The 21201-nt window shown below is 74.6% G+C and carries 18 protein-coding genes; 9 read left to right on the forward strand and 9 right to left on the reverse strand.

Annotated elements, in window-relative coordinates; translation table 11 throughout:
- Window positions 1-36: 36 nt before the first annotated feature.
- From ACWENR_RS09135 to ACWENR_RS09150, 4 genes are all read left to right on the forward strand, one after another.
- Complete coding sequence (locus tag ACWENR_RS09135) at window positions 37-198, forward strand: hypothetical protein (protein WP_452276499.1); 162 nt, start codon at window positions 37-39, stop codon at window positions 196-198.
- A gap of 47 nt (window positions 199-245) precedes the next feature.
- Window positions 246-3011 carry a S8 family serine peptidase gene (locus tag ACWENR_RS09140; protein ID WP_452276500.1) on the forward strand — a complete coding sequence of 922 codons (2766 nt, stop codon included), beginning with the start codon at window positions 246-248 and terminating at the stop codon, window positions 3009-3011.
- A 1-nt stretch (window position 3012) separates the two neighbouring features.
- The gene (locus ACWENR_RS09145) at window positions 3013-5964 is read left to right on the forward strand and encodes a hypothetical protein (protein ID WP_452276501.1); all 2952 of its coding nucleotides are present in this window, start codon (window positions 3013-3015) and stop codon (window positions 5962-5964) included.
- A 154-nt stretch (window positions 5965-6118) separates the two neighbouring features.
- Window positions 6119-7963 (forward strand): ABC transporter ATP-binding protein, encoded by a 1845-nt coding sequence (locus tag ACWENR_RS09150; RefSeq protein ID WP_452276502.1) that lies wholly within the window; start codon window positions 6119-6121, stop codon window positions 7961-7963.
- Here ACWENR_RS09150 and ACWENR_RS09155 read toward each other — a convergent pair.
- A complete protein-coding gene (locus tag ACWENR_RS09155) occupies window positions 7927-10923 on the reverse strand; it encodes a BTAD domain-containing putative transcriptional regulator (protein ID WP_452276503.1) in 2997 nt (998 codons plus the stop codon). The genes ACWENR_RS09150 and ACWENR_RS09155 overlap by 37 nt on opposite strands.
- 165 nt (window positions 10924-11088) lie before the next feature.
- Here ACWENR_RS09155 and ACWENR_RS09160 point away from each other — a divergent pair, with 165 nt between their 5' ends.
- Window positions 11089-11274 carry a hypothetical protein gene (locus ACWENR_RS09160; RefSeq protein WP_452276504.1) on the forward strand — a complete coding sequence of 62 codons (186 nt, stop codon included), beginning with the start codon at window positions 11089-11091 and terminating at the stop codon, window positions 11272-11274.
- 79 nt (window positions 11275-11353) lie between these two features.
- Window positions 11354-11941, forward strand: coding sequence for a peroxiredoxin family protein (locus tag ACWENR_RS09165; protein ID WP_452276505.1), 588 nt, complete (start codon window positions 11354-11356; stop codon window positions 11939-11941).
- Here the strand turns inward: ACWENR_RS09165 and ACWENR_RS09170 are convergent.
- A complete protein-coding gene (locus tag ACWENR_RS09170) occupies window positions 11894-12373 on the reverse strand; it encodes a S26 family signal peptidase (protein WP_452276506.1) in 480 nt (159 codons plus the stop codon). The two genes, ACWENR_RS09165 and ACWENR_RS09170, sit on opposite strands and share 48 nt — an antisense overlap.
- A 76-nt stretch (window positions 12374-12449) precedes the next feature.
- Between ACWENR_RS09170 and ACWENR_RS09175 the strand changes: the two genes are divergently transcribed.
- Window positions 12450-13124, forward strand: coding sequence for a MauE/DoxX family redox-associated membrane protein (locus ACWENR_RS09175; protein ID WP_452276507.1), 675 nt, complete (start codon window positions 12450-12452; stop codon window positions 13122-13124).
- Between the two features lie 57 nt (window positions 13125-13181).
- On the forward strand, window positions 13182-13586 hold the full coding sequence (locus tag ACWENR_RS09180; protein ID WP_452276508.1) for a hypothetical protein: 405 nt from the start codon (window positions 13182-13184) through the stop codon (window positions 13584-13586).
- A gap of 134 nt (window positions 13587-13720) precedes the next feature.
- Here ACWENR_RS09180 and ACWENR_RS09185 read toward each other — a convergent pair whose 3' ends face one another.
- From ACWENR_RS09185 to ACWENR_RS09215, 7 genes are all read right to left on the reverse strand, one after another.
- Window positions 13721-14221: a MauE/DoxX family redox-associated membrane protein gene (locus ACWENR_RS09185; protein WP_452276509.1), complete on the reverse strand. Its 501-nt coding sequence runs from the start codon at window positions 14219-14221 to the stop codon at window positions 13721-13723.
- A 3-nt stretch (window positions 14222-14224) separates the two neighbouring features.
- Window positions 14225-14536 carry a S24/S26 family peptidase gene (locus ACWENR_RS09190; RefSeq protein WP_013287125.1) on the reverse strand — a complete coding sequence of 104 codons (312 nt, stop codon included), beginning with the start codon at window positions 14534-14536 and terminating at the stop codon, window positions 14225-14227.
- Window positions 14537-14591: 55 nt separating this feature from the next.
- A complete protein-coding gene (locus tag ACWENR_RS09195; RefSeq protein ID WP_452276510.1) occupies window positions 14592-16370 on the reverse strand; it encodes an ABC transporter ATP-binding protein in 1779 nt (592 codons plus the stop codon).
- Window positions 16371-16373: 3 nt separating this feature from the next.
- The gene (locus ACWENR_RS09200; RefSeq protein WP_452276511.1) at window positions 16374-16856 is read right to left on the reverse strand and encodes a hypothetical protein; all 483 of its coding nucleotides are present in this window, start codon (window positions 16854-16856) and stop codon (window positions 16374-16376) included.
- Between the two features lie 70 nt (window positions 16857-16926).
- On the reverse strand, window positions 16927-17163 hold the full coding sequence (locus ACWENR_RS09205) for a hypothetical protein (RefSeq protein ID WP_013287122.1): 237 nt from the start codon (window positions 17161-17163) through the stop codon (window positions 16927-16929).
- 65 nt (window positions 17164-17228) lie between these two features.
- A complete protein-coding gene (locus tag ACWENR_RS09210) occupies window positions 17229-20150 on the reverse strand; it encodes a BTAD domain-containing putative transcriptional regulator (protein ID WP_452276512.1) in 2922 nt (973 codons plus the stop codon).
- Between the two features lie 163 nt (window positions 20151-20313).
- Entirely contained in the window at window positions 20314-20517 is a 204-nt protein-coding gene (locus ACWENR_RS09215; RefSeq protein ID WP_452276513.1) for a hypothetical protein, read from the reverse strand.
- A 60-nt stretch (window positions 20518-20577) separates the two neighbouring features.
- Between ACWENR_RS09215 and ACWENR_RS09220 the strand changes: the two genes are divergently transcribed.
- A complete protein-coding gene (locus tag ACWENR_RS09220) occupies window positions 20578-21036 on the forward strand; it encodes a hypothetical protein (RefSeq protein WP_452276514.1) in 459 nt (152 codons plus the stop codon).
- Window positions 21037-21201: the final 165 nt, after the last annotated feature.

Consider the following 21201-nt stretch of genomic DNA (forward strand, 5'->3'; position numbering starts at 1 on the left):
TCGCAGCACCGTCTCGCGGTTGACCACGATGCTGGCATGCCGCATCGAGATGACCCGGACGAGGACGAGACGACGTCGCCGGAGACCGCCCGCCCCGCCGACGCGCGCGTGGAGTCCCGTCCCGGGGCCGGACCGGGCGACGAGACCGACGTCGAGACCGACGCCGCGGACGACGACGACCGATACCTGCCGCTGTGACCAGTCGCGGCCGCAGCCCCCACACCCCTCCCGGAGGAGGATCCCCCATGCGCCCAGCCCATCCGTCGAGACGAAGAATCGCGACCGTGGTGGTGGCCGCCGTGGCCACGGTGCTCGCACTGAACGGCGCCGCCACCGCGCTGCCCTCGACCGCGCCGGAGCCGACGGCGGCGGCCGCGAAGGCCAAGATCCGTCCACAGCTCCAGACCCAGTTCGGCGCCCAGGAGTCCCCGGTGGACTTCTGGGTCTACTTCGACGCGAAGGCGGACCTGAGCGCGGCCCGGTCGATCCGGGACTGGAACGCGCGCGGCACGGCGGTGGCCAGGGCGCTGAGGCAGGCCGCCGACGAGAGCCAGCGGGCGGTACGCGGGGAACTCACCGCCTCCGGCGTCGCGTACCAGAGCTTCTGGGCGACGAACGCGATCAAGGTGACCGGCGACCAGGCCCTCGCCGAGCGGCTGGCCGCGAAGCGTGAGGTCAGCTCGCTGCTGCCGTCGTTCAAGGTCGCCCCGCCCCCGGTCACCAGGGGCGTCGGCCGGCAGGCGGTCGACGCGGTCGAGTGGGGCGTCGCCAACATCAACGCCGACGACGTGTGGGAGCAGTTCGGCGTACGCGGCGAGGACATCACGGTGGCCTCGATCGACACGGGCGTCCAGTTCGACCACCCCGCCCTGGCGCGGCAGTACCGCGGCAACAAGGGCGACGGGGTGTTCGACCACAACTACAACTGGTTCGACGCGGCCGGCACCTGCGGGGGAGCGCCCTGCGACGGCGACGGGCACGGCACGCACACGATGGGCACGATGGTCGGCGACGACGGCGCCGAGAACCGGGTCGGGGTGGCGCCGAAGGCCCGCTGGATCGCGGCCAACGGCTGCTGCCCGAGCGACGCCGCGCTGATCAGCTCGGGCCAGTGGCTGCTGGAGCCGACGGACCTCAACGGCCAGAACCCGGACGCCAGCAAGCGGCCGCACGTCATCAACAACTCGTGGGGGACCACCACCCCGTCGGACGCCCCGTTCCTGGAGGACATCAGCCTGGCGTGGACCGCGTCGGGCATCTTCGGCGTGTGGGCCAACGGCAACAACGGGCCGGGCTGCCGGACGAGCGGCGCCCCGGGCAGCCGGAAGATCAACTACTCGGTCGGCGCGTACGGCTCCGACCACACCATCGCGCCGTTCTCGTCACGCGGGGCCGGCCAGGACGGCGAGATCAAGCCGAACGTCGCCGCGCCGGGCGTGAACGTCCGGTCGAGCATGCCGGGAAGCGCGTACGCCAGCCTCAACGGCACCTCGATGGCGGCCCCGCACGTGGCGGGCGCCGTCGCCCTGGTCTGGTCGGCGGCGGCGTCGATGGTGGGCGACACCGAGGCCACCAGGTCCCTGCTGGACGGCACGGCCGTCGACAACCCGGACGGTCAGTGCGGCGGCACCGACGACGACAACAACGCCTTCGGCGAGGGGCGGCTGGACGCGCTCGCCCTGATGAAGCAGGCGCCGCGCGGACCCACCGGCAGGATCGGCGGCACCGTCAGCGACGCCGGGACCTCGAAGCCGCTGCCCGGCGCCACCGTCACGATCACCGGCCCGGTCAGTCGCGAGGTGACCACCGACGCGGCGGGCGTCTACCAGTCGGGTGCCCTGCCGTTGGGCAGCTACACGATCGGTGTACGCAAGTACGGCTACGCGGCCGGCACGACGCAGGCGCAGGTCCGCGAGGGCGAGGCCGCCACCGCCGACGTCAGGCTGAACCCTCAGCCGATGAACACGGTCAGCGGCACCGTCACCGACGGATCCGGGCACGGCTGGCCGTTGTACGCCAAGGTCGTCATCGACGGCTATCCCCTCGGACCGATCTTCACCGACCCGGTGACCGGCCGGTACAGCGTGCGGCTGCCCGGATCCGCGTCGTACACCATGCGGGTCACCGCCCAGTACCCCGGATACCGGGGCGTCCAGCGGACGTTCGAGCTGGGCGGGGCGGACCTGACCCAGGACGCGGCGCTGACCGTCGACGAGTCGAGCTGCACCGCCCCCGGCTACCGCTTCAGCGGCGTCGGCGAGGACTTCGACGACTGGACCGACACCGGCACGCGCGACGGCTGGCGGACCTCCGGCAAGCCGGGCTGGCGGTTCGACAATCCCGGCTTCCGACCGGTGCCCGAGGGCGGTGGCGGCAGGTTCGCCGTCGCCGACTCGACGGTCGGCGCCGGGAAGCGGTTCGACACCACCCTGACCTCCCCGGCGATCGACCTCTCCGGCGACGCCTCCCCGAAGCTCACCTTCCGCACGTCCTACTACCCGGACGACGCCGGCCAGCGGGCCGACGTCGACGTGTCCACCGACGGCGGCCGGAGTTGGAAGACGGTGTGGCGGCAGACCACGAGCCACGCGTTCGGCCAGGTCACGCTGCCGCTGCCGCAGGCGGCCAACCGCGCGGACGTCCGGATCCGGTTCCACTACCAGGGCCGCGACGCCTGGTGGTGGGCGGTCGACGACGTCTTCGTGGGCGACCGCGCCTGCCGGCCGGTCGAGGGCGGGCTGGTCGTCGGGTTCGTCACCGACCGCGACACCGGCGCGCCGGTCTTCGCGACCGTGTCCCGGGCGGATCAGCCCGGGGAGGCCGGCACGGGCGTCACCACGCCGGCGGACCCGGCCCTCGGCGACGGCCTGTACTGGGTCTTCAGCTCCGCGACCGGCGGCACCGAATTCACCGCGCGCGCGTCCGGCTACCAGACCGGCACCGCGACGGTCCCGGTCCGCGCCGACGCGGTCGTGACCCGGGACTGGTCGCTGGCCCGGGCAGGTGGCTGACATGCCGGACGACGCCGTGCAGCGCGGCCCCACCAGCTCGCCCGACAAGGAGCCCTTCGTGACCACACCAGGCAGCAACCCCCACCCCCGCAGACGCCGTCGGCTACGCCTGCTCGCCGCCGCCTCGGCCCTGCTGACCGTGCTGGCCGCGCCCGTCGCCGCCGCCGCCCGGCCCGACGAGCCGGCCGGGCGGGCCCCGGCGCCGACCGGGGCCGCCGCCGAGGGCGGCCTGCGGGCGGTCTCGCTACCCGGGCTGACCAGGCCCACCTACAAGGTCACCCTGATCACCGGCGACGAGGTCACCCTGGCCCGGACCGGTGGCCGCTACACCGTCACCGCCGTCCCGTCGGCACGGGCCGACGGGACCCGCCCGACGATCGACGTCACCGTCAGGACGGGGCCGGGCGGAGCGGACACCAGCCTCCACGCGGTGCCGAGCGACGCGCAGGCGCTGGTGGCCGGCGGCGTCGTCGACCGTAAGGTCTTCGACCTGGGCTGGCTCGCCGGCCAGTCGGAGCGCGGCGGCGGCAGCCCGCTCGCCGTCACCGTCAAGTACGGCGACCGGCTGGACAGGGCGGCGCTGGACAAGCGGGTGTCGGGCCTGCCCGGCGCGGAGACCACCGCGAGGCACCCGGACGACGGCTCGGTCGACCTGCGCGTCGAACCGCGCCGGGCCGCCGCCTTCTGGGCCGCCGTCACCGGCGAGCAGCGGGGCGGGCTGAGCAGCTACCTCTTCGACCGGGCCACTCCGAAGCTCGCCGGCGGCGCGGTGGCGATCTGGCCCACCGGGCTCCGCTCGGCCAAGGCCGGGCCGCAGACCGACACCGGGCAGCCGAAGTACCGGGTCACCCAGATCGTCAAGCGGCAGAAGGGCGAGCAGTTCTACTGCGACAGCCGCCTCATGACCCTCTGCCCGATCGGCGGATTCATGCTCGCCCAGGTCGCCGGGGCCGCGGTCGGGACCGGGTACGAGTCGGTCAGCGCGCGGTGCCTGGACCAGGATCCCTGCACCACGTTCGAGGTGACGTACGAGGTGCCGCCCGGCACCTACGAGTCCGGCGGCTACGCGACCTTCCGGATCGACGGCCGGGAGCAGCACCTCAACCTGGAACTGCCGGAGTTCGAGGTCGCCGGGGACACCACCATCACCCGCGACGGCGACGCGGCCCAGCAGATGACGGTCGACACCCCGCGACCGACCGAGACGTTCGTCGGCTCCCGGATCACCTTCCGCACCTTCAGCAACGGCGCCGGCGGTGGCGTCCTCAGCTTCACCGGCTACAGCAACTCCAGGTTCTGGGCCATCCCCAGCCCCCCGGTGACGGTCGGCACCTTCCACCTCGGGGTCAACTGGGTGCTCGGCAAGCCGATGGTGACCATGGCGGCCACCGCCCCCGAGCGGCTGGCGCTGACGCCGACCCTGCCGATCGACTGGTACAAGCGCCCCGGCTTCGAGGTGGTGCGGTTCGACGGCCGGCAGACGGTCCAACTGGTCGACGGCGGGCTGGGGCGGGACGCCGACCTCCGGCGGATCGACGCCCGGGGCAAGCTCGTCCTGCTGCGCATCGACGCCGACAAGCCCGCCGGCGGGCAGTGCCGCGTGGGGCCCGCGCAGCTGACGCGGGCGCGGGCGGCGGGCGCCGTCGGCGTGCTCGTCGACCCGACCTCCACCGGCGGGCCGTGGGCCACCACGACCTGCCTCCTCCCGGTCGAGCCGGACTGGTGGTACCACGAGACGCAGGAGGCCGCCGACATCCCGTACGCCTCCATCCCGCTGGCGCAGGCCGAGCGGCTGCGCGGCCTGCTGCGCCGCGGCCCGGTGAAGCTCGACGTGTCGGGCTACGACTCGGTCAGTCCGTACGTCTACGCGCTGCACGTCTACCAGGAGGGGCGGATCCCGGCCTCGCTGCACACCGAGCTCACCGACCGGCAGCTCGCCACGGTCGACACCGCCCTCCACGGCACGCGGGCGGAGCCGGCCAGCATGATCTACTCGGCCTTCCGGCCGAACGAGACCGCGGTCGCCGGAGTCTTCCACGGCTACTTCACCGACAGCGTCCGGTTCACCACCTACCGGGGGCCGGTCTCGCCCGACCTCGTGCGGAACCAGTTCTACGAGCCCTCGGGTTCGCAGCCCGGCGTCCGCACCATCGACGTCATCGACCGGGCGGGACCAGCCACGGCGCGGTGGGCGGCGCGGCCCCTCGTGCCCGGGCCGCCGGAGCTGTCGCCCAAGGTCTTCCGCACCCAACCCGGCAAGTGGGAGGGCGACTGGTCCACCGAGATCTGCGCCTTCTGCCGGCAGGGCGACACGTTCTACCCGATCACCTACCTGGTCTCCGGGGCGGAGCCGGAACACCTCGTCGGTTCGTACGTGTTCGAGCCGGCGAACGTGCACATGTACGCCGACGACGGTCGGGAACTGCCCCAGGGCAGCTCCACCGTGTGGGGTCCCACCTACGAGCTTCCGGCCGCGCCCGGGCGCTACCGGATGACGGCCCGGACCGCCGACGGCAGGACCACGACGGAGTGGCGGTTCACGTCCGCCGCGCCGACGCGGAACGAGCCGCCGCAGGGGTTCAAGTGCGTCGAGGGACCGGGCCGGCCGTGCCACGCCGACCCGCTGCTGTTCCTGCGGTACGACGCGGGCGCCGACCTCGGCGACGCGGTGAGCGCACCCGGCCGGCACCAGATCAGGGTCGCCGCGTACCACCAGGCGCCCGCCGCGCCGGCGGTGAAGAGCCTCACGCTCTCCGTCAGCACCGACGGCGGGGTCACCTGGCGGCAGCTCCGGACGACCGCCCGGGGCGGCGGTAACTACACCGCGAGCTACCAGGCCCCGCGCCTGGCCGCCACCACGGGCACGGTCAGCATCAGGGCCAGGGCGGAGGACGCCGCCGGCAACACCGTCGAGCAGACCGTCCTCGACGCCTTCCGCCTCACCGCGCGCTGACGCGCTGTCGGATCCGCCGGGCACGTCGCGGACGTGCCCGGCGGGCCGGCGCCTCTGGGCCCGCACCACGGGTCGGGGCGGCGGGCCGTGCCCACCGCCGCCCCTGTACCGGCGCTGTAGCCGGTTCTGGAGGTCGCGTCCCTACCCTCGCGTCATGATCAGCATCGCCCGGACCGCCCGGACCGCCCGGGCCGTCGCGGTGGTCTGGCGGGGTGGGCGGGCCAACCTGGCGGTGTACGTGCTGCTCGCACCGATCGCGGGCGCGCTGCCGGTGCTGGCGGCCTGGCTCACCAAGCTCGTCCTCGACCGGGTCGCGGACCCCGCGGGCGGCGCGATCCTCCAGGTGGCGACCGCGCTGGCGGCCGTCTCCGTCGGCCTCGCCCTCGTGCCGCACCTGACGAACTACCTGCGGGCGGACCTCGGCCGCTCGGCCGCCGTCGTCGCCCTCGACCGGCTGTACGCCGCGACCGACCGTCTCGCCGGCCTGCGTCGCCTGGAGGAGCCCGCGTTCCAGAACACGCTCCGGCTCGCCGAGCAGGCCGGCCGGGACGGGCCCAGCCGCTGCGTCGACGGCCTGCTCGGCATCGTGCAGGCCACGGTGCTGCTGACCGGCTTCCTCGGCACCCTCGTGGTGGTCAGCCCGGTGATGGCCGCGCTGGTGGCGGCCGGCGGCGTACCGGCGCTGGTGGCCGAACTGCGGCTCAGCCGCCGCCGGGCGGACATGCTGTGGGAGATCGGGCCGGGCGAGCGGCGCGAGATGTTCTACGCCAGCCTGTTGACCAGCCTCGCGGCGGCCAAGGAGATCCGGCTGCTGCGGCTGGGCGGCCTGTTCCGCCGCCGGATGCTCGTCGAGTTGGGCACGGCGAACGCCGCACGCCGGAGCCACGAGCGCCGGGAGGTGCGCGTCCAGGCGCTCCTGGCGGTGCTGGGCGCGGCGCTGTCCGGGGGCGGCCTGGTGTGGGCGGTCACCACCGCCCGCTCCGGCGGCCTCACGGTGGGCGACGTTGCCGTCTTCGTCGCCGCCGTCGCCGGGGTGCAGACCAGCCTCGCCACCCTGATCGACAATCTCGCCGGCATCCACCAGTCGATGCTGCTGCTCACCCACTACGAGCAGGTCGTCACCAGCCCGCCGGACCTGCCGGAGCCGACCCGGCCGCGACCGGTGCCCCCGCTGCGACGGGGCATCGAGCTGCGCGACGTCTGGTTCCGCTACGGCCCGGACCACCCGTGGGTGCTGCGGGGCGTGGACCTGTTCGTCCCGGCCGGGCAGGCGGTGGCCCTGGTCGGCCACAACGGCGCCGGCAAGAGCACGCTGGTCAAGCTGCTGTGCCGGTTCTACGACCCGACCCGGGGCGCCATCCTCTGGGACGGCGTCGACCTGCGCGAACTGCCCGTGCACGACCTGCGGGCCCGCATCGGCGCGGTGTTCCAGGACTACATGACCTACGACCTGACGGCCGAGGAGAACATCTGGCTCGGCGACGTCGACCCGGCCGGCCCGGACCACGTCCGCGCCGAGGACGCCGACCGGATCGCCGACGCCGCCCGCCGCGCCGGCATCCACGAGACCATCGAGGACCTGCCCCGGGGGTACCGGACGATGCTGTCCCGGGTGTTCGAACTGGACGGCGATCCGGCCGACGCGGGCGTGCTGCTCTCCGGCGGGCAGTGGCAGCGGGTGGCGATCGCCCGGTCGGTGCTGCCCGAGGCGCGGGACCTGCTCATCCTCGACGAGCCCAGTGCCGGCCTGGACGCCGAGGCCGAGCGCGACATCCAGCTCCGGCTGCGCGACTACCGGGCCGGGCGGACCAGCATCCTGATCTCGCACCGGCTCGGCACGCTGCGCGACGCCGACCTGATCGTGGCGTTGTCCGGCGGGCGGGTCGTCGAGGCGGGCCGCCACGACGACCTGCTGGCGGCCGACGGCACGTACGCCGCGCTGTTCCGGATGCAGGCGGAGGGCTACGCCCCGGACGCGGCGGAGGCGCCGACCGGGTGACCGGTGCCGGCGAGGAACGTCTCGAGCACGCCGTCCCGCGCGACGGGCAGGTCCGCGAAGATCCGGTCGGCCCGCCGCGCGTACCCGTCCGCCGCCGCGCGCTCGCCCAGGCGCTGCCGCACCCGGCCGAGCTGGCGCAGCGCGGCCGCCTCGCCGTACCGGTCGCCCGCCGCGCGCGTCAGGGTCAGCGCCTCCTCGCCGTCCCGGTGGGCCGGCGCCAGGTCGCCCGTGCGCAGGTGCACCTCCGAGCGGCTCAGCAGCGCCTCCCACTCGTCCTCCCGGTTGCCGGTCCGCCGGCACAGCCGCAGGCCGGCGGTGAGCGCCGCGAGCGCGTCGGCGTGCCGGCCGAGCTGGCTGTGCGTCCGGCCGAGAGCGACAAGCGTGATCGCCTCGCCGGCGGCGTCGCCGTGGTCGCGCCGCATCCCCAGGCAGCGGGTGAGGTGTCCGTGGGCGGCCGGGAAGTCGCCCAGCTCGAACTCGATCTCGGCCAGGTTGTGCAGCGCCATCGCCAGCCACACCGGCTTCGCCCCGGCGAGGAGTTCGACCGCAGCCCGGACGAGCTCCGCCGCCCGGCGGGGGGAGCCCGTGCGGTGGTGGAACCAGCCGAGGTTCTGCAGTGCCCGCCCCTCGCCCTCCCGGTCGCCCAGCCGGCGCCGCAGCTCCAGCGCCGCCTCCAACGCGCCGCCCGCCGCCTCCAGGGAGCCGGTACGCCAGTGCAGCGTCGCCCGCAGCGGGAGCACCGTGGCCCGGGCGGCGTCGTCCTCGGTCACGGTCACCGCCCGCTCGCAGACGGCGACCAGGGCGTCGGCCTCCGCCCAGCGGTTGTGCTTCTGCAACCAGACCACCATCGACGGGATCGCCTCCACGCAGAGCCGGCCCAGCTGCGGCGCGGCGTCGCACGCCTGCCGGGCGGCCGCGATGATCCCGGCTAGGTCGTCGTTGACCCAGCGCACCGCGTCGTCGAGGGAGCCCAGCTCGACCACCGTGGGCCCGGTGGCGAGCTCCGTCACCCGCTGCGGGCGCAGCAGCTGGCCCGCGCGCAGCATCGTGGTCAGGTAGGCGGTGAGCCCACGGCGCACCGCGTGCTGGCGCGCGCCGGCCGGATCCGCCTCCTCGGCCAGCTCCGCGCCGTAGAGCCGGAGCAGGTCGTGGAACCGGAACCGGGCCGGCCCGACGGCGTCCAGCAGGTGCGTCTCGGTGAGCCGGTCCAACAGCGACACGGCGCGCCGCTGCGGGACGCCGATCGTGACCGCGGCGAGCGGCAGGGGCAGCTCGGGCACCCGCAGCAGCGACAGCGACCGGAAGGCCGCCGCCGCCGCGCGGTCGTCCGGGTCGGCGCTGTCGAGCAGCTGCCGGTAGGTGTTCCAGAAGCTGGACCGGATGGCGAGGTCGTCGGCGCGCAGCTCGTCGAGGCGCTCCCGCTCGTCGTCCAGCCGGTCCGCCAGCACCGCGACGGACCAGTCGGGACGGGCCGCGAGCCGGGCTCCGGCGATGCGCAGGGCCAGCGGGTGCCCGTCGCAGAGCGTCGCCACGCGCTCCGTCGCGTCGGGATCGGCCGCGACCCGCTCGTCGCCGCAGAGGGTGTCGAGGAGCAGGCGCGCCTCGGCGTCGCTGAGCCGGCCCACCCGGAGCCGGAGCGCGTCGAGGGTGCTCGCCGGGCGGCGGCTGGTGACCAGGACCGCGCAGTCCCGGCCCGCCGGGAGCAGCGGCCTGATCTGCTCGGCTCCGGCCGCGCCGTCCAGGACGATGAGCAGCCGCCGGGCGGCGGTCTCCGACCGGAACCGGGCGGCGGCCTCGCCCGCTTCGAGCGGCACGTTTCCGGCCGGCACGCCGAGCGCACGCAGCAGCTGACCGAGCGCCGACAGCGGTTCGAGCCCCGCCATGCCGGGAGCCCCGCCCTGCAGGCCGAGGTAGAGCTGCCCGTCGGGGTAGTGGCTCGCGAGCCGGTGGGCGGCGCGCACCGCCAGGGTGGTCTTGCCCATCCCGCCCGGGCCGTGCAGCACGACCACCGCCGGACCCGTCCGCGGCCCGTCCGCGGCGGTGCAGGCCCGCTCGATGGCGCGCAGCTCGTCGACCCGGCCGACGAACGCCGCCGGGTCCGGCGGCAACTGCCGCGGCGGTTCGGCGGAGCCGGGCGCGCGGTCGGGCCGCTCGGCAGGCGGCGGGTCGACGTGCTCCGTCGCGGCGTCCGGTGTGCACAGCTCCGGGTCCCGGCGCAGGATGGCCAGGTGCAGCCGGGACAGTTCCGTCCCGGGTTCGAGGCCGAGCTGGTCGGCGAAGGCGGCGCGGGTCTCCGCGTACGCCGTGAGGGCCGCCGGCGCGTCGCCGGAGCGGTAGAGCGCCAGCATGAGCTGGTGCCGCAGCCGCTCCCGGTAGGGGTGGGCGGTGGTCAGCAGCCGCAGCTCGCCGGTCACCGAGGCGTGCTCGCCCTGCGCCAGGCGGGCCTCGATCAGGTCCTCGACCAGCGACAGGTGCTGTTCCTCCAGCAGGGTGACCCGGGCGGCGAGCTCCGGCCCCGGGCGTACGTCCTCGCACGGCCGACCCCGCCAGAGGTCCAGCGCCTCCCGGAACCGCGCGGTGGCGGCGGCGTGGTCGTCGCGCGCGAGGGCCGCGCGGCCCAGCTCGGTCGCGGCCTGGAAGCGGTGCAGGTCGAGCTCGTCCGGGTCGACCCGCAGCTCGTACCCGGCGGCGCTGGCGACCAGCCGGTCACCGCCGGCGGGGCCGTCGTCCAGTGTGCACAGCAGCCGGCGCAGCCCGCTGGCGTAGGTGCGCAGGTTCGCCACCGCCGAGCGCGGCGGTTGGTCCCACAGCTCGCCGACCAGGCGGTCCAGCGACACCCGCTCGTTGGCCGAGAGCAGCAGGACGGCCAGCATCGCCCGTTGCTTCTGCGGGCCGACCGGCACGGCCCGGCCGCCGACGGTGATCCGGAGTGGGCCGAGGAGCCGGAATCGCAGGCTCAAGGCGTCTCGGTTCTGTTGTGGTGCACCACGGCCAGCACCCTAGGAACGAGGTACGACGATCCGCAACGTTTTCGCGGGTAACAGTTTGTATCGATCTTGTACGTCGCCGTGTAGCAGGCCCGCATACCGTCCGCGATCAGTCCAGATTCTGATTGGAGGTACACGATGACCCGTCACGTCGGCGCCCTGGCGGACCGGTTCCTGGCGCTCATGCTGCCCAAGACCACCGCCTCGGCCGTCTGCCAGCCGTCCTGCACCCACACCCCGATGTGCTGCCGGTTCACCTACACCCGGTTCAAGTGGCGCACCTGCAACAGCAACTGCGAGTGCTGGTGGGGCACGGACTGCTGAGCAACGCCCGTGAGCGCGTCGCGGCCGGGTCGAGCTCGGCCGCGACGCCCTGGTGCCCTTTCCCGTCAGGAGCGAACCCATGCCTGTAGTCGTCGCCGTCCTCGTCGTACTCACCATCCTCACGCTGCTGAACCTGCTGCTGATCTTCGGCGTGATCCGCAAACTGCGCGAGCACACGGAGGAACTGGCCCGCGCCCGCCCACCGGTGACCCTCGCGGTCGGCGCCCAGGTGCCCGACTTCACCGCGCCGACCGCCGACGGGGACGCGGTGTCCCTCGCCTCGCTGCGCGCGTCGGGCGGCCTGGTGGCCTTCCTCGCCCCCGACTGTTCGGGGTGCCAGGAGCAGCTACCCGATGCGCGGTCGGCGCTCGCCGAGGCGCTCGACACCCCGGCGGCGGTGCTCGTCGTGCTCACCCGGCTGCGCCCGGCCCCGGAGCGCGAGGAGAGCGAGCGTGTCGAACTGGTCGCCGCGCTGGGCGTGGCGGACAGCCGGGCGACCATCGTCCACGAGCCGCTCGACGGGACGCTCCAGTCGTCCTTCCAGGTCGCCGCCTTCCCCGCGTTCTATCTGGTCGACGCCGACGGGCGGGTCAGCGCCGTCAGCAACAGCGCGGCCCAGCTACCCAGCCTGTCCCCCGGGCGCGACGTCGTGACCGCCGGGCGATGACGCCAGGCCGGGCTGCCGGCCCGGATGCCGCGAGGCGGCCCGCAGCCGGCGGATGACGACCCCGCGGACCAGCTCCGCCGGGAGCGCGCCGAAGGCCCGCGAGTCGAGGCTGTGCCGAGGCGCGTCCCCGAGGACGTAGACCTCACCCGCCGGCAGCGCGGCCACCCGCTTGACCATCAACTGGGTGGCGGCGTCGGCGTCGCCGGCGGTGATCCGGATGCCGGGCGGCGGCAGGCAGACGACGACGGCGCCGACCCGCAGCCGGCGCCGGAACCCCCGCCGGAGCACCAGGAGCTGGTCGCCCTCCTGGTAGGTCGGGGTCATGCTGTCGCCGTGGACGCCGACCACCTGGAGCAGGGCGCGGGCGACCAGCACGGCGGCCCCGAATGTCACGACGGCGCCGACGGCGATCAGCAGAGTGGATTGAGGCACCGCACCACGGTAGCGGAGCGGCGGGACGAGGGGTGGTCACCTCCTGCCGGGGGAGAGCACCAGGAGACGGGAGAGCATGTCGTACGTGTGGGTGTTCGGCCGGTGCCTGCTCGCGCTGGTCTTCCTGGCGTCGGCCGCCGGCAAGCTGCGCGGGCGGCCCGCGTTCCGGGCGTTCGCCGACTCGCTGCGGACCATGGACCTGCTGCCGGCGCGGACGGTCGTCCCGGTGGCGGGTGCGGTGGTGGCGGCCGAGGCCGTCGTGCCCGTGCTGCTGCTGGCGCCGCTGCCCGGCGTGGCGGTGACCACGGCCGGGTTCGCGCTGGCGGTGGCCCTGCTGGTGGCGTTCACCGTGGCGATCGCGGCGGTGCTCAGCCGTGGCACGCAGGCGTCCTGCCGGTGCTTCGGGGAGGCCGCCGCGGCCCCGTTCGGCCGGCATCACCTCGCCCGCAACGTCGTGCTGACCGTGGTCGCCGGGATCGGTGTGTACGCCGCATCGGGGGATCCCGGGATCACGGTCCGGGCCGCGGCGCTGTCCGTGCCGCTGGGCGTGGTGGGCGCGCTCGTCGTCGTGCGCCTCGACGACCTCGTCGCTTTGTTCTCACCCGCCGCCCCGGCGGGAGGCGTGCCCCCGCGCGGGACCGCCGGGCGGGCGGCCGGCCGGGGGCCCGGCCACACCGCCGGCCCGCCGGCCGGCCACAGCGGCACCCGGGGCGTCGCGGGTGGCCGACCGGCCGGGCCGATCCGCCCGTGAACCGACGCCGGCCGGCAGGCCGGCTCCGACAACCAGGAATCCGGAAAGGACGACACCATGAACATGCTGCGTCGGATCGCGTCCCTCAGCGCGGCGACGGTGCTCGCCGTGGCCACCTCCGTCACGGTCGCCGCCGGGCCCGCCATGGCCGGCGAGAACGCGATGGCCTGGACGTACAGCGGCGGGACCGCGCGGGGGCAGGCCGTCTGGTACCACGACGGCGACAGCCTCAAGGTCTGCGACATGAGCGCCGACGGCCGGGGCATCCGGGGGGTCGTCTACTCGTACGACTCCGCGGGCGGCTTCTGGGTCAACGAGTTCTCGGTCGCCGACTCGAACTCCTCCGACGGCTGCAAGTCCGGGTCGAAGAACGTGCCGGACGGGCGGCGCGTGGAGGTGGTGGTCTACCAGTACTGGTCCGACTCGACGTGCTGCGCCGCCAGCTCGTACGGCGTGGCCTGAGCCGACCGGGTACGGCCGCCCGTTCCGGGGGCCGGCGGGCCGTGACCGGTCCGTCGGTGGCGGCCAACCGGCGAGCCGCGAGGCGCGGGTCGACGAACGCAGGGGCCGCGGGCACGCCCGCGGCCCCTGCGGGGTCACGTGCGGCTGGCGGCGCCGAACAGGTAGCGCAGCTCGTCCAGCATGACGACCAGCACGCCGACGGCCAGCGCGGCGGCGCCGGCCAGGACCGCCTCGCCGGGGCGTACCGCACCGGCCGGCGCGAGCGCGCCGGCGACGGCGCAGCCGATGAGGAACGCGTTGCGCCACACGTGGTGCCACCCCAGGGGCGCGGCGGTGCGGCCGAAGCAGCGGCAGGTGCCGCCGCCGCGCCGCAGGTTCGCGACGATGGCGGCGGTGAAGGCGAGCAGCAGGGCGCCCGAGACCAGGAACCCGCCCAGCGGGAACACCGCCAGCAGTGCGACGGAGGCGAACTCGGCGGCGACCACCGCCGCGGCGAGCGGAGCGGCCGGCCGCAGGCCCATGTCGCGCACCGAGCGCGTGAACTCGCGGTAGGCGTCGCGGCCGGAGACCTTCCCGACCGCCGCCGCCAGCAGGACCGTGCCGAGCAGCACCCGGCACCCGATCTCGACGTACATCTGTCATCGCCTCCCTCTGACCACGCCGAGGACCGCCTCGGGTGGCACCGCGCCGAAATGCCGCGAGTCCTGGCTGTGGGTGTTGTCGCCACGTACCGTCACGGCGCCGTCCGGTTCGACCCGGTGCACCCGTTTGACCATCCACGTCAGGTCCGAGGCGGGGACGACGTCGCGGGCCCGGAAGACGACGAGGTCACCGACGGCGGGCGCCCGGCCGACACGGACGATGAGCCGGTCGCCGTCGCGCAGCGTCGGCGCCATGCTCTGCCCGCTCACCACCACCAGGCGCCAGCGGCGACGCAGCCAGCCGGTCATGTCGCCGCCCGCTGGTAGCCGTCCGCCTGGATCCGGCGGGAAAACGGCCGGCCGGTCATGTCGCCGCCAGCTGGTAGCCGTCCGCCTGGAGGCGGAACAGCCGGGCGTACTCACCGTCGGCCGCCATCAGCTCGTCGTGCGTGCCCGACTCGACGACGCGCCCGGCGTCCAGCACGACGATGCGCCGCGCGTCGCGCAGGGTGCTGAGCCGGTGGGAGATCAGCAGCCCGGTGCGGCCGTGGCGGATCCGGGTCAGCGAGGCGTGCACGCGGGTCTCGGCGTCCGCGTCGAGCCCGGAGCTGGGCTCGTCCAGGATGAGCAGGTCGGCGTCGGCGCGCATCAGGGACCGGGCGAGCGCGACCCGCTGCCACTGCCCGCCGGAGAGCGTCACGCCGGGCTCGCCGTCCTGGCCGGCGAAGGTGCGGCTGAGCAGCGTGGCGTACCCGTGGGGGAGGGCGCGGAGGCGGTCGTGGATCTCGGCGCGCGCGGCGGCCTCCTCGACCTGTTCGGTCGTGTGCGGCAGCCGGCCGATGCCGACGTTCTCCTCGGCGGTGAGGTCGTAGCACATGAAGTCCTGGAACACCGCGCCCATCCGCCGGCGCACCGTCTCGATCCGCAGCTCGCGCAGGTCCACCCCGTCCCACGTGATCCGGCCGCGGTCGGGGTCGTAGAACCGGCAGAGCAGCTTGACCAGGGTGCTCTTGCCGGCCCCGTTGAGTCCGACGAGCCCGACGGCCTGCCCGGCGGTGATCGTGAGGTCGACGCCCCGCAGGACCCAGGGGCCGCCCTCGTCGTAGCGGAACCACACGTCCTCGAACCTGATCGCGGTGCGCAGCGGCGGCGCCGGCAGGGTGCCGTCGACCAGGTCGGTGGGGCTGTCGAGGACGGCGACGTAGTGCCGGAACAGCCGCATGGCGGCGCCGGCCTCGCCGAGCTGGGCGGCGATGCCGGCCAGGCCGCTGTGCGCCGCGGTGAACGCGGCCAGCAGGAGGGTGAGGTCGCCGAGGCTGAGCCGGCCACGGACCGTGGCGTTCACCGCGAACACCGTCGCGGTGAGGGTCACCGCGGCGCCGGCCAGCGCCCAGCACGCCTGCACCGTCGTGGTGTGCCGGGCGGCGGCCAGCTCGATCCGGGCGGCCGAGCGCACCGCGCCGGTGAGCCGGTCGTGGAAGAACCGGCCGAGGTGGTAGAGGCGCACCTCCCGCGCGGCGCGCAGGTCGGTCAGCACGGTCTGGAACAGGAACCGGGCCCGGAACAGGCTGGCGCTGTCCTCCACGGCCCGCGCGGTCCGCCGGGACAGTCGCAGTTGGATGAGGAAGTCGGGCACCGCCACGGCGAGCAGGAGCAGACCGGCCGGCGGCCAGAGGGACGTCAGGATCACGGCGAAGCCGCCGATGGTGACGACGTTCTGGGCCACGTCGACCGCGAACATGACGACCACGTACGGCGCCTGGGTGGCTGCCTGCTGGGCCAGCGCCAGCCGGTCGCGCAGGGCCGGCTGCTCGAACGGGCCCAGCCCGACGAAGGTGTTCAGTTTCCGGTACAGCCGCACGTCGGCGGCGATCGTGATCGCGTTCTGCAGGGCCGTGGTGAAGTATCCGGACACCCGGCTGGCGATCGCCGCCAGCGCGCCCAGGACGGCGATCGCCACGGCGTACCAGGTGGCGGTCGCCGGGTCGGCCGAGCGGCCCCTGCCGACCTCGTCGAACAGCAGCTTCGTGAACCACGCGACGCCGATCGGGGGCGCCGCGCCGATGACGACGAGGGCGACCGTGGCGGCGAGCGCCCTGCGGTCCGCGCAGCCCAGTCGCAGGGCGGCTCGCAGCGTGCCCACGTCTCAGGCCAGGACCGGAAGCTGGTGGCTGGATTTGACGACGACGCCGTCGACGACCGACAGCACGGCGGGGAAGCCCTTGACCCCGAACTCCTTCTCGGCCTGGTCCTCGTCGATGGTCGCCGTGTCGAAGTCGGCCAGGCGGGGCGCCATCTCCACCGTGTCCTCCGGCATGCCGATCATGAACACGAAGGTGTCGTGGCGGTAGCGCCGGGCGTCGGCGGTGAGGGTGTCCAGGATGGTCTGGCACGGTGGACAGGTGGGGGTCAGCATGACCACCGTGCGCCGGCCGGCGGTGAGGTCGACGTGCGGGAAGCCGGTGACCTCCAGGCCCGGGGCGGGCAGAATCTCGGGGGCGGCCCCGTTGTCGTGGGCGGTGGCGGTCTGCGTCTCCCGGAGCCGCCGGGCGAGGGCCAGGGTCAGGACGAGGTTGAGCACGGCGACCGCGCCGATCACGGCGATGGCGGCGTAGGCGAAACCCGGCATGGGAACTCCTCAGCGAGTCAGCGGGGGGTGGGGGCCGCGCCGACGGCGCGGCCCCCGGGAAAGAGCCAGGTCAGCAGACGCCGACCTTCTTGGTGTAGCAGATCGGCGACGACGTCGTGACCGAGCACACGCCGGTGCAGGACAGGGTGCTCCGCCGGTAGTAGCGGAAGTACGAACCGCCCGAGCAGTAGCCGTTGGACACCGCGCAGCACGACTGGCCGTGCTCCGGCACGCAGGCACCGGCCACCTCGCGGCCGAGCACCTTGCTGAGCATCGCGTCGCCGACGCGGTTGATGAGCTTGGTCATGGCAGACCTCCTTGGTGGGTGACTGCCATCACTGTGCGGGGTGCCGCTGCGCGCGCCCTGCGCTCCTACTGCGCGCCGGCTGCGCTCCGCCAGCGCGGCAGCGATTCGCGCAGGTCGTCGACGTACGCGGAGTCGAAGTGCTCGAAGATGCGCAGCGCCTCCTCGCCCAGCGCGACGGCCCGGTCGTGCCTGCCGAGGGTGGCCTGCGCCCGCGCGAGCAGGTGCAGCGAGTTCGCCAGCGGGAACGGCTGCCCGACGCCGCGCAGCATCGCCACCGAGCTCTCCAGCTCCACCACCGCCCGGTCCGCGTCGCCCTCCTCGAGGTGCGCCTTGCCGAGCAGCCGCCGGGAGATCGCCTCGCCCCACTCGTGACGCAGCTCGTGGAACGCCAGCACCGTACGCCGCAGCAGCCGCCGTGCCGCCTCGCCGTCGCCGGCCGCGAGGTGCGTCGCGGCCAGCGCCTGCTCGGCCGTGGTCACGCTCATCCGGTCGCCGAGCCGGCGCGCGGCGGCCACCGCCTGCCGGAGCTGCTCCACGGCCGGCGGCCACTGCTCGGCGTGCCGGTGCAGCAGCCCGATGGTCTCCCGCGCGAGCGCCTCGCCCCACAGGTCGCCGTCGTCGACGAGGACCCGCAGGGCCGCGGCGCAGGCGTCGAAGGCGAACGGGGAGGTGAGCCGGTACTGCCCGTACTGCATGCCGAGGGCCAGCAGCGCGTGCCCGCCGACGCGGCCGACCGGCCAGTGCGCGGCGCACAGCCGCACCATCACCAGCAGTGCGGCGTCCGCCTCCCGCAACCGGCCGAGGTGGCGGCAGCACAGCGAGTAGCCCTGCAGGGCGACGAGGCGGTGCGCCACCCACCGCCCGCGGCCGTCCCGCTGCGCCGCGCGCAGCAGCGGTACGGCCTCGGTGTGCCGGTTCAGCGACCGGTACGCCGTGCCCAGGTGCAGCCGCAGCGACATCCGGGTCGCCGACGGCAGTTCGGCGTGGCGGTCGAGCACGGCGCGCAGACAGTCGACCAGCTCGGGCAGGTGTTGGCTGCGCATCGTCGCGAAGTTGCCCATCGTGCAGGCCAACCGTCCCGCCAGGTCGACGGAGCCCAGCCGCAGCAGGTCCTGCACCGCCGTGACCAGGTTCTCCCGTTCCGCCTCGAACCAGTCGACGGCCTCCCAGGCGTCGAGCGCGGGCCCCGCGTCGGCCACCGGCAGGGCCCCGCAGGGCAGCGACGCGTCGGCCCGCTCGGCGTACGCGTGCAGCCGTGCGTACCAGGCGACGACCTCGTCGACGGGGACCTCGGTGCGTTCCCGGGCGACGAGCCTGACCAGGTCGTGCATGCGTACCCGGCCGCTGGCGTCGTCGGTCAGCAGGTGGGCCCGGCACAGCTGCTCCAGCAGCGGCTCGGTGGTCTCGTCCCACATGCCGAAGCTGCGCAGCGACGTGCGGCTGAGCACCGCGAGCAGCCGCGCGGCGGGCTGCGGCAACCGCTCGAACCCGACGGTGAAGCTGCTGCGCACGTCGAGCCCGTCGAGGGAGAGTTCGTCGAGGCGGCGTCGCTCGTCGCGCAGCCGCTCACGCAACCGCGCCACGGTCATCGCCTCCCGCTCGGCCAGCCGCACACCGGCGATGCGCAACGCCAGCGGCAGGCGACCGCACAGCTCCACGACGTCGGCGGCGGCCCCGGCCTCCCGGTCGACCCGCTCGGCGCCGGCGAGCCCGGCCAGCAGGTCCAGGCCGTCGTCGATCGGCAGCACGTCGAGCGGGACGACCTCGGTGCCCGCCAGCCCCGGCAGCGCCCCCGTGCTCGTGACGACAGCGCTGCTGCCGCCGGGCGGCAGCAGCGGACGCACCTGCGCCGCGTCCGCCGCGCTGTCCAACATCACCAGCAGGGTCTGGTCGGCGAGCACGGAGCGGTACAGCGCCGCGCGCTCCTCGGCCGCCGCCGGGATGGCCTCGCCGGCCACGCCGAGGGCACGCAGGAACGCGCCGAGCACCGCGCCGGGCCGCGCCGGTTCGGGGGTGTTGCCGCGCAGGTCCGCGTAGAGGCACCCCCCGGGGAAGCGGTGCCGGCTCTCGTGGGCCGCGCGCAGCGCCAGCGTGGTCTTGCCCGTTCCCGCCAGCCCGGTCACGACGATCACCTGGGCGACCCCGGCGGCCGGCGGGGTGCGTCCCAGCAACGACAGCAGCAGCCCCAGCTCCTTGTCCCGCCCGACGAAGTCGCCGGTGACGCCGGGAAGCTGGTTGGGGCGCACCCACGCCCGTGGGGGCGTCTCCTGCTCGCTGCCGAGGATCTCCCGGTGCAGTTGCCGCAGCTCCGGCCCCGGGTCGATGCCGTGCTCCTCCGCCAGCACCCGGACCCCGGCCCGGTACACGGCGAGCGCCTCCGCCTGTCGGCCGCTGCGGTGCAGGGCCACCATCAGCTGGCCGCGCAGCCGCTCCCGCAGGGGTCGGTCGCGGACCAGCGTGGTCAGTTCCGGCACGAGTTCCCGGTGCAGACCGAGCGAGAGCAGTGCCTCGGCGCGCAGCTCTGTCGCGTGCTCGCGCAGCTCACGAAGCCGATCGCGCTCGTACTCGACGAGCCGCGACCCGACGTCGACGAACGCGTCGTCGCGCCAGCGCGCCAGCGCCCGGTCGAGCAGCTCCACGGCACGGCGGGCGTCGGCGGTGGCCGCGGCGGCCCCTACCTCGGCGGCGAACTCCGCCGAGTCCACGACCACCACGGGGTTCAGCTGGTAGCCGGGCGTGCGGGTGAGGATCAGGTCCGGCTTCGCGCCGCGGCGGACCGAGGCGACGACCGCCTGGACCCGGTTGCGCGCCCCCGTGGGCGGATCGTCCGGCCAGAGCCCGTCGATCAGGCGGTCGACGGAGACGATGCGTCCGTGGTGGGCCGCCAGGCTCGCGACGAGTGCCCGCTCCAGCGGGGCGAGCGACACGGCCACCCCGTCGACGCTCACCTCGATCCGCCCGAGGATCCCGATCCGATACCCACGCACGGCGCAAAGCTAGCGCGGTCTGCGCCCTTTGTGGCCGGACGTCCGGGACGCTCCGGGCGAGGAAAGCGCTGGTCACGACGTTCCGGCCCGAAGATCGTGACCAGAGCCACTGTCGGTCCGGTCGCCGGGTGGCCGGTCCGGGGCGGTCACCGCGACGGGCCCCTCACGCACCGTGCCGACCGGGTGTCGTGCGCGGCCGGCGGCGCACCGCGTACCGGTGCGGCGGCGGCGCCGCGGGTGCGCCGCCAAGGTCGACGGCCCAGAGCGCGACGATGCCGGCGGCGGTCGCGGCGGCGACGACGGCAGGGGCGTAGTGCCGGCCGTCGTCGGACGCCTCGCGGAGCCGGCGATCTTGGAATCCGTCCATTGTGGGATCATGGCGGCCCGTGCGCGCGGTCTCCGCGCGCCAGAGCAATTGGAGGTACGGGTGCGCGGATCAGCGCGACGACTGGCCGTCTCGATCATTGCCGCGACCGTCGCGGCGATGGGGCTCGCCTCGCCCGCCCAGGCGGCGACGAATCCGTTCACCGCGGCGCAGGCGTGCAACAACGACTTCGGTGGCTCGTGGGCCTACGCCAGTGACGGCCACCGGTCGATCAACGCCTCCGACGGCACGAAGGTGGGCGACGTCTACCTGTTGTACAACGGCGCGACCGGCTACAACTGCGTCGTCACCCTCAAGCGGGTGGCCGTCGGCTCGACGACCGGGATGAGGGCGGGCATCCGGGTGGAGGGCGGTTCCTGGGTCGAGGACGCCGGGAACTTCAAGTACTACGCCGCCATCCAGCGCTCCGCCGTCGACAAGTGCGTGATGTACCGCGGCGAGGTCATGTACTTCACCAGTTGGCAGGTCGCCGGCCGGTACAGCTGGGGCAACTGCGGCTGAGTTCCCGGCGGAGGGGGCGGTCCCGAACACGCGCGTCGACGACCGCAGGGGCCGCCCCCTTGTCGTTCCGGTCGCCGGCGACCATGTCGGTGCCCGATCTTTTCGATTGATGAACGCCTTTCGTCGCGAGCTTGCGTCCGGCCAATCGATCGATCGATTCTTGCG

This window comes from Micromonospora sp. NPDC004336 (genome assembly GCF_053602615.1).

Coding starts and splice junctions, on each gene's coding strand:
- ACWENR_RS09145 (WP_452276501.1), top strand. CDS start 3,013: ATGCCGGACGACGCCGTGCAGCGCGGCCCCACCAGCTCGCCCGACAAG.
- ACWENR_RS09205 (WP_013287122.1), bottom strand. CDS start 17,163: ATGACCAAGCTCATCAACCGCGTCGGCGACGCGATGCTCAGCAAGGTG.
- ACWENR_RS09165 (WP_452276505.1), top strand. CDS start 11,354: ATGCCTGTAGTCGTCGCCGTCCTCGTCGTACTCACCATCCTCACGCTG.
- ACWENR_RS09135 (WP_452276499.1), top strand. CDS start 37: ATGCCGCATCGAGATGACCCGGACGAGGACGAGACGACGTCGCCGGAG.
- ACWENR_RS09200 (WP_452276511.1), bottom strand. CDS start 16,856: ATGCCGGGTTTCGCCTACGCCGCCATCGCCGTGATCGGCGCGGTCGCC.
- ACWENR_RS09175 (WP_452276507.1), top strand. CDS start 12,450: ATGTCGTACGTGTGGGTGTTCGGCCGGTGCCTGCTCGCGCTGGTCTTC.
- ACWENR_RS09160 (WP_452276504.1), top strand. CDS start 11,089: ATGACCCGTCACGTCGGCGCCCTGGCGGACCGGTTCCTGGCGCTCATG.
- ACWENR_RS09215 (WP_452276513.1), bottom strand. CDS start 20,517: ATGGACGGATTCCAAGATCGCCGGCTCCGCGAGGCGTCCGACGACGGC.
- ACWENR_RS09190 (WP_013287125.1), bottom strand. CDS start 14,536: ATGACCGGCTGGCTGCGTCGCCGCTGGCGCCTGGTGGTGGTGAGCGGG.
- ACWENR_RS09140 (WP_452276500.1), top strand. CDS start 246: ATGCGCCCAGCCCATCCGTCGAGACGAAGAATCGCGACCGTGGTGGTG.
- ACWENR_RS09150 (WP_452276502.1), top strand. CDS start 6,119: ATGATCAGCATCGCCCGGACCGCCCGGACCGCCCGGGCCGTCGCGGTG.
- ACWENR_RS09185 (WP_452276509.1), bottom strand. CDS start 14,221: ATGTACGTCGAGATCGGGTGCCGGGTGCTGCTCGGCACGGTCCTGCTG.
- ACWENR_RS09180 (WP_452276508.1), top strand. CDS start 13,182: ATGAACATGCTGCGTCGGATCGCGTCCCTCAGCGCGGCGACGGTGCTC.